Here is a 7,101-nt window from a genome sequence, read left to right on the forward strand (position 1 = left end):
AGGCCGGTGAAGCCGCCCATGGTGAACACGAAGATGAAGCCGACGGAGAACAGCATCGGCGTCTCGAAGGTCATCGAGCCCTGCCACATCGTCGCGATCCAGTTGAAGATCTTCACCGCCGTCGGCACTGCGATCAGCATGGTCGCGTACATGAAGAACAGCTGGCCGGTCACCGGCATGCCGGTGGTGAACATGTGGTGCGCCCACACGATGAAGGACAGGATGGCGATCGACGAGGTGGCGTACACCATCGAGGCGTAGCCGAACAGCTTCTTGCGGGAGAACGCCGGAACGATCTGGCTGATGATGCCGAACGCCGGCAGGATCATGATGTAGACCTCGGGGTGACCGAAGAACCAGAAGATGTGCTGGTACATCACCGGGTCGCCGCCGCCGGCGGGATTGAAGAAGCTGGTGCCGAAGTGGCGGTCGGTCAGCGTCATGGTGATCGCGCCGGCGAGCACCGGCATCACGGCGATCAGCAAGTATGCGGTGATCAGCCAGGTCCAGCAGAACATCGGCATCTTCATCAGCGTCATGCCGGGGGCGCGCATGTTGAGGATGGTCACGATGATGTTGATCGAGCCCATGATCGAGGACGCGCCCAGGATGTGCATCGCGAAGATGCCGGCGTCCATCGACGGGCCCATCTGCAGCGTCAGCGGCGCGTAGAGCGTCCAGCCGGCCGCGGGTGCGCCGCCGGGCATGAAGAACGAGGCCACGAGCATGAGCGCCGCGGGGATCATCAGCCAGAAGCTGAAGTTGTTCATCCGCGCGAAGGCCATGTCGGATGCGCCGATCTGCAGCGGGATCATCCAGTTCGCGAAGCCCACGAAGGCCGGCATGATCGCGCCGAACACCATGATCAGGCCGTGCATGGTGGTGAGCGAGTTGAACAGCTCGGCCCGGATCAGCAGCGCCAGCACGCCGCCGATCATCAACATCGTGAAGCTGAACAGCAGGTACAGCGTGCCGATGTCCTTGTGGTTGGTGGCGAACACCCAGCGGCGCCAGCCGGTCGGGGCGTGGTGGTGCTCGTCGTGGTGGTCGTGCGCGTGGCCGTGGGGATCGAGTACTGCGCTCATCTTGCTTCCTTTGAATCGTGTCCGGCGCGGCTTACTTGCTGCGCTGTGCCAGCACTTCGGCCGGCTGCACCAGCTGGCCCGTCTTGTTGGACCAGCTGTTCTTGGTGTAGGTGGCGACGGCTGCGAGGTCGGTGTCGCTCAGCTGCTTCCACGACGGCATCGCGCCGTTGTTCAGGCCCTTCAGCAGGATCTGGATCTGCACCGCATGGTCCTCGCTCAGCACCTTCTCGGAGCCGTCGAGCGCCTTGATCGGGCCGGCGCCCTTGCCGTTGGCCTGGTGGCAGGCCGCGCAGTTGGCGGCATAGACCTTCTCGCCGCGCTTGACCAGGTCGGCCAGCACCCAGACCTTGTTAGGGTCGTCGGCCTTGGCGGCGGCCTTCTTCTTCTCGCCGTCGACCCATTTGGAATAGTCCTCGGCCGAGACGACCTTGACGTGGATCGGCATGTACGCGTGCTCCTTGCCGCAGAGTTCCTGGCACTGGCCATAGTAGTCGCCGACCTTCTCGGCACGAAACCAGGTGTCGCGCACGAAGCCGGGGATCGCATCCTGCTTGATGCCGAACTGCGGCACGGCGAAGGCATGGATCACGTCGTTGGCGGTCGTGATGACGCGGATCTTCTTGTCGACCGGCACGACGAGCGGATTATCGACCTCGAACAGGTAGTTGTCCGGCACCGCGCCCTTCGCGCCGTTGTTGGAGAACTGGCGGTGCGCCGGCAGCAGCGTGGAGATGTAGGCCAGGCCTTCGCCTTCGCCCTTGATGTAGTCGTAGCCCCACTTCCACTGGTAGCCGGTGACCTTGACGGTGAGGTCGGCGTTGGTGGTGTCCTTCTGGGCGACCAGCGTCTTGGTGGCGGGCAGCGCCATCAGGATCACGATGATGAACGGGACGATGGTCCAGATGACTTCGACGGTCACCGATTCGTGGAAGTTGGCGGCCTTGTGGCCCACCGACTTGCGGTGCTTCCAGATCGAATAGAACATGACCGAGAACACGGCGATGAAGAGCACCGTGCAGGTGATGAGCATGCCGGTGTGCAGCAGGTGCTGCTCCTCGGAGATCTTGGTCACGCCCACCGGAAGATTGAGCTGACGCACCGCGGGACCACCCGGCAGGTCGTTGACGGCATGGGCGGCGGTGCCGACCAGGGCGCCCGCCGACAGCAGCATGTGGGCAAGCTTTTGGGAAATGCGCTTCATCGTCTTCACTTGTGTAATTGCCTCTAAACCAATCTTCCGGCCGCCGCCCCTGCGGTTCCCATCGCCGGCACCGCCCTCAGGCCGCGCGCAGCGCCATCCGAATCTCGCTCGCCAGCGCCGGACGCAGTTCGGGGCGCACGAAGCGCCCCACGTCCACCGACCGGCCCTGGGCCGACACCTGGATCAGCGACCCGTCGCCGACCTTGGGTTCGACCCGCACCCACTCGCGCCGGAATTCCGCCCGCTCCCGCCGGCCGGCGGTTTCCCGCTCGACCACCAGGCGCCCGTCCTGCAGCGATATCCGCTCGCCGTCGGTGGCATGGCGGGCATAGCTCAGGAATGCAGCGCCCACCGCCAGCAGCTCGAGGCCGGCGAAGGGTGCCACCAGGTGCGCGCCCAGCGACCAGAAGAACCCCGCGATGCCGACCGACACCACGCAGATCGACGCATACAGCCAGCCCAGCTGCGCCGGGGTGACCGAGCAGTTGCGCTGGAGCAGCCAGTGCAGGTTCTGGCCCGAGACGGTGGCGAAGCGCAGGACGAGGGTCGACACGGAGGTGCTCACGAGGCCGCTAGGCGGGGGATATTCCCGGAATTCCGATAACCCCTCATTCTAGCGCGGCCGGTCTTGCAGACCGAAGGGCCGGACGCATATGGCGCCGCCGCGCAGCAGGCCATACCGGCAGAAAACGCCGGCGGCGACTCACCCGCCGTCCCGGCCGCGGCGCAGCATGCTGCGCATCTCGCCGAGCGAGACCGCGCTCTCGGGCGCGAGCCGTGCCCGCGGCACCGGCTTGAAGGCGTGCCCGTAGACGATCTCGAACGTCAGCGCCAGGCGGCCGCCCTCGCCCGGCACGGCCAGCCGTTCCGTCAGCGCATAGCAAAGCCGCTGCCGGAACCGGCGGCCGCGCAATCCGGGAAAACGACCAGGATGCAGGTTGCGTCCGAGCCCGCGGAGGTCGTCCAGCAGGCGGTCGGCGGTTTCGTAGGTCAGCACGATCCGCTCCATGTCCATCACCGGCTCGGCGAAACCGGCATGCACCAGCATGTCGCCCCAGTCGTGCATGTCGGTGAAGGCGGAGCCTGCGGGCGGCCAGCCGAGCGTGGTGTACACCGCGTGCAGCTCCCGCAGCGAATCGGGGCCGAGGCAGGAGAACATCAGGTAGCCGTCGGTGGCGAGCAGCCGGTGCCACTGCCCGATCAGCGCCTGCGGGTCGGCGGCGGCATGCAGCGCCATGTTGGCCCAGACCATGTCGGCGCTGCCGTCGGCGAGCGTCTCGGGCGCGGAAGTGAACGCCGTCGCGCCGCCGCGCCAGCGGCCCGGGTGCCACCAGGCGGCACCGAGTGCCTGGCGCGCCTGCGCTGCCTGGGCAGCCGTCGCCTCGACCACGTCGCAAACCGCCTGCGGATAGCGGCGCGCCACCAGCCGATGCGCCTCGACGCCGCCGCGCAGGGGCTGCCAATCGATCCAACGGCGCGGCTGCGCGACGATCCACTGCAACCGCTGCTCCATGCGCCGGCCGACCTCTTCGTGCAGCCAGGGGGAGGACGCGGGCGGCGCCGCATGCAGCCAGCGCGCGGCAGCGCGGGGGTCGAGGGTGGGGGGGCGCTGCGTCGGCATGGGCGAAAGGGCGCCGAGTATATTGATTCGCACCATGTTCCGCTCTCTGCTCGCCCGCGCGGGCTCTGCCGTCGCCGCCCTGCCCGGCCGCTGCATGGTGTGCGCCGCCTGGCCGGCGCGGCCGCTGTGCGATCCGTGCGCCGGCCGGTTTGCCGCGCCGGTGCCGCGCTGCCAGCGCTGCGCTCTGCCGCTGGCCGGCGGTGCCACGACCTGCGGCGCCTGCCTGCGCGATCCGCCGCCGCTCGACCGCTGCCTGGCGGCGGTGGACTACGGTTTTCCCTGGGCGCAGTGCATCGCCGACTTCAAGTTCCACGGCCGGCCCGGCATGGCGCGCCCGCTCGCCCTGCTGATGCGCAGCACGCCCTGGGCTGAGCCCGAGATCGACACGGCCGACATCCTGGTCCCGATGCCGCAGTCGCTCCACCGATTGCGCGCGCGTGGTTTCAACCAGGCGGCCCTGCTGGCCCGCAGCCTGGCCCGGCGCCGGACCGACGACACCCTGCTGCTGCGCCTACACGACGGCGCAGTGCAGCACACGCTTGGCCGCCGGGCCCGGTTCGAGGCCATGCGCGACGCCTTCGCCGTCGAGCCGCTGCATGTCGCGCGCCTGGCCGGCCGCCGGGTGCTGCTGGTGGACGACGTGATGACGACCGGCGCCTCGTTGCACGCCGCGGCGCGGGTGCTCCGGCAGGCGGGTGCGGTCCGGGTCGCCGCGCTGGTGCTGGCCCGCACCGCCTGAGCGGCCGCCGACAATCGCGGGATGTTCCACATCGTCCTCGTCGCGCCCGAAATCCCGCCGAACACCGGCAACGTGATCCGGCTGGCGGCCAACACCGGCTGCACCCTGCACCTCGTCGAGCCCCTCGGCTTCTCGATGGAGGACCGCCTGCTGCGGCGCGCCGGACTCGACTACCACGAGTTCGCCGACGTGCAGCGCCATGCCGGCTGGGACGCGCTGCGGCAGGCCGCGCAGCCACCGGCCGACCGCATGTTCGCGCTGACCACCCGCGGCACCCGCGCGGTCCACGGCGTCGCCTTCGCGCCGGGCGACTGGCTGGTCTTCGGCTCCGAAACCCGCGGCCTGGCGCCGGAAGTGCGCGACACCTTCGCCCCGGCGCAGCAGCTGCGCCTGCCGATGCTGCCGGGCCAGCGCAGCCTGAACCTGTCGAACGCGGTCGCGGTCACCGTGTTCGAGGCGTGGCGCCAGCAGGGCTTCGCCGGCGCGCAGCCGCTATAGCGGGATCGACGGCGGCGGGGCTTCGCGCTCCTCCGCCAGGAAGTCGAGGAAGGCCCGGGTGCGGGCCGGGACGTGCTGGCGGGTCGGCATCGCCGCATACAGGACGAAGCGGCCGAATATCCAGTCGGGAAGCAGGTGGACCAGCGCGCCGCTTTCCAGCTGCGGGGTGATCAGCAGCCGCGACATCACCGCAATGCCGGCCCCCTCGACCGCCGCGCGGTAGAGCACGTCGGCGCTGCCGGACTGCAGGATCGCCGGCGCGTCCACTTCTACCGGACCGGCGACGCCCTGCAGCGGCAGCAGCCGCATGCGGCGCGACAGGCGCAGCGTGTGGCGCAGGTGGTCGTGGTGCGCCAGGTCTTCCGGCGAGTGGGGCGTGCCGGCGCGCTCCAGATAGGCGGGCGCCGCGCACAGCACCCAGTCGCCGCGCCAGAGCGGCCGCGCCACGATGTTGGCGTCGTAGCCTTCGTCCACCACCAGGAAGCTCAGGTCGAATTCTTCGACGCGGCTTTGCGGCAGCGCATCGGTGACGATCTCGAGCACCACGCCCGGCTGGCGCCGCCGCCAGGCCTCCACGCGGGGCGCGAGAAAGGACGAGGCGAGCAGCGGCGTGGCCACCATGCGCAGCGTGCCGCGCAATTCCCGGGTGCTGGCGGCGGCACCCGCTTCGGCATCGTCGATGTCCTGCAGGATGGAGCGGACGCGCCCCAGGTACGACTCGCCCGCCTCGGTCAGCGCGAAGCGCCGGGTGGTGCGCTGCAACAGCCGCGTGCCCAGGTGCCGCTCCAGGTCGCCGACCAGCCGGGTCACCGCGGCCGGCGACAGGTCGAGCGCCCGTGCCGCAGCGGCGAAACCCCCTTCGTCCACCACCCGCTGGAACACCCGCATCGATTGCAAACGATCCATCCGCCGGCCTCCCTTGTTCGTTGCTGTCGGCTGCGATTGTTGCAGCACCGGAAATGGTGATGTGCCGGCGCAGCGGTTTTTCCGGGCGCGACAGGGGCCTACAGTCGAGTCATCGATGGGCCGCGACCCCGGCACGACTCACCGAGACGGCGGCGGCCTCCTTTACGAGAACCGCTGCCGGAGTCACCTCTCCACTCCGCCAATCAAGGACACACCATGAACACCCGCCGCATCCTCGCCCTCTCCGCCCTCGCCCTGCTGGGCACCGTCGGCACCGCCGCCTATGCCGACGGCGAAGGCGACAACCTGTCGCCCTACGCGCTGCAATTCCAGTCGAGCCGCCCGGCCGATGAGGTGCATGCCGAAGCCGTCGAGGCCGCCCAGCACCACGACCTGACCGCCGCCGCCTCGGTGGTCGCCGCACCGGTGAAGTCGCCCGCCACCCGCGCCGACGTGCGCCGCGATGCGATCCAGGCGGCCCAGGCCGGCCGGATCGAGCGCGGTGAATTCACGCCGTCCTGATTCCGCGGGCGGGCTGCACCGCCTGCGCTTTCCTCAGAGCCTGCCACGCCCCTGCGTCGCAGGCTTTGTTGCGTACGGAGTAACAGTGGACCGATCAGGCGTCGAGCCAGGCCTGCAGCGGCGCCCACTGCGCCCGGTCCTTCTCGACCCGCGACGGCGCCACGTCGAACACGCTCAGGCCGCGGGCGGCGAGGTGCACGTAGTTCTGCGTGTCGCGCAGGTAGCCGAGCACCGGCAGGCCCAGCCCTTCGACGAAGGTGCGCAGGTGCTCGGCCGCATGGGTCCGGTCGTCCACCCGCATGCCGACGATACCGACCTGCAGCGCGCTGGCCCGGCGGTGCGACGCCAGTTCGTCGAGGAAGTCGCGGGTGGCGAAGATGTCGAAGATGCTCGGCTGCAGCGGCACGATGATCTTGTCGGCGATGGCAGCCACTTCGCGGAACCGGTTGCCGTGCAGGCCGGCCGGCGTGTCGAGCACCGCATGGGTGGTGCCGCGCGGCGGCCGGGTGACGAGGTGCTCGCTCGCCTC

At 69.6% G+C, this 7,101-nt stretch carries 9 protein-coding genes; 3 read left to right on the forward strand and 6 right to left on the reverse strand.

The window, feature by feature from the left end; translation table 11 throughout:
• The 4 genes from QZ500_RS18680 to QZ500_RS18695 form a co-directional block, all read right to left on the reverse strand.
• Positions 1–1,085, reverse strand: a 1,085-nt coding sequence (locus QZ500_RS18680; RefSeq protein ID WP_295857473.1) for a cbb3-type cytochrome c oxidase subunit I, incomplete at its 3' end; no start/stop codon positions are given.
• Positions 1,086–1,116: 31 nt separating this feature from the next.
• On the reverse strand, positions 1,117–2,286 hold the full coding sequence (gene coxB / locus QZ500_RS18685) for a cytochrome c oxidase subunit II (RefSeq protein ID WP_295857475.1): 1,170 nt from the start codon (positions 2,284–2,286) through the stop codon (positions 1,117–1,119).
• A 76-nt stretch (positions 2,287–2,362) separates the two neighbouring features.
• Positions 2,363–2,839 (reverse strand): DUF2244 domain-containing protein, encoded by a 477-nt coding sequence (locus QZ500_RS18690; RefSeq protein WP_295857478.1) that lies wholly within the window; start codon positions 2,837–2,839, stop codon positions 2,363–2,365.
• Positions 2,840–2,989: 150 nt separating this feature from the next.
• A complete protein-coding gene (locus QZ500_RS18695; protein WP_295857480.1) occupies positions 2,990–3,907 on the reverse strand; it encodes a methyltransferase domain-containing protein in 918 nt (305 codons plus the stop codon).
• Positions 3,908–3,941: 34 nt separating this feature from the next.
• On the opposite strand from QZ500_RS18695, the gene QZ500_RS18700 reads away from it, so the two are divergent.
• On the forward strand, positions 3,942–4,646 hold the full coding sequence (locus tag QZ500_RS18700) for a ComF family protein (protein WP_295857482.1): 705 nt from the start codon (positions 3,942–3,944) through the stop codon (positions 4,644–4,646).
• A 21-nt stretch (positions 4,647–4,667) separates the two neighbouring features.
• Positions 4,668–5,144, forward strand: coding sequence for a tRNA (cytidine(34)-2'-O)-methyltransferase (locus QZ500_RS18705; RefSeq protein ID WP_295857484.1), 477 nt, complete (start codon positions 4,668–4,670; stop codon positions 5,142–5,144).
• On the opposite strand, the gene QZ500_RS18710 is transcribed toward QZ500_RS18705, so the two are convergent.
• Entirely contained in the window at positions 5,139–6,050 is a 912-nt protein-coding gene (locus QZ500_RS18710) for a LysR family transcriptional regulator (RefSeq protein WP_295857486.1), read from the reverse strand. The genes QZ500_RS18705 and QZ500_RS18710 overlap by 6 nt on opposite strands.
• A 216-nt stretch (positions 6,051–6,266) precedes the next feature.
• Here QZ500_RS18710 and QZ500_RS18715 point away from each other — a divergent pair, with 216 nt between their 5' ends.
• A complete protein-coding gene (locus QZ500_RS18715; RefSeq protein ID WP_295857488.1) occupies positions 6,267–6,572 on the forward strand; it encodes a DUF4148 domain-containing protein in 306 nt (101 codons plus the stop codon).
• A 94-nt stretch (positions 6,573–6,666) separates the two neighbouring features.
• Here the strand turns inward: QZ500_RS18715 and QZ500_RS18720 are convergent.
• The coding region (locus tag QZ500_RS18720; protein ID WP_295857489.1) for a ParA family protein at positions 6,667–7,101 on the reverse strand (435 nt) is incomplete at its 5' end.

It is taken from the genome of uncultured Xylophilus sp., from assembly GCA_913776965.1.
Classification (GTDB): Bacteria; Pseudomonadota; Gammaproteobacteria; order Burkholderiales; family Burkholderiaceae_C; genus Xylophilus.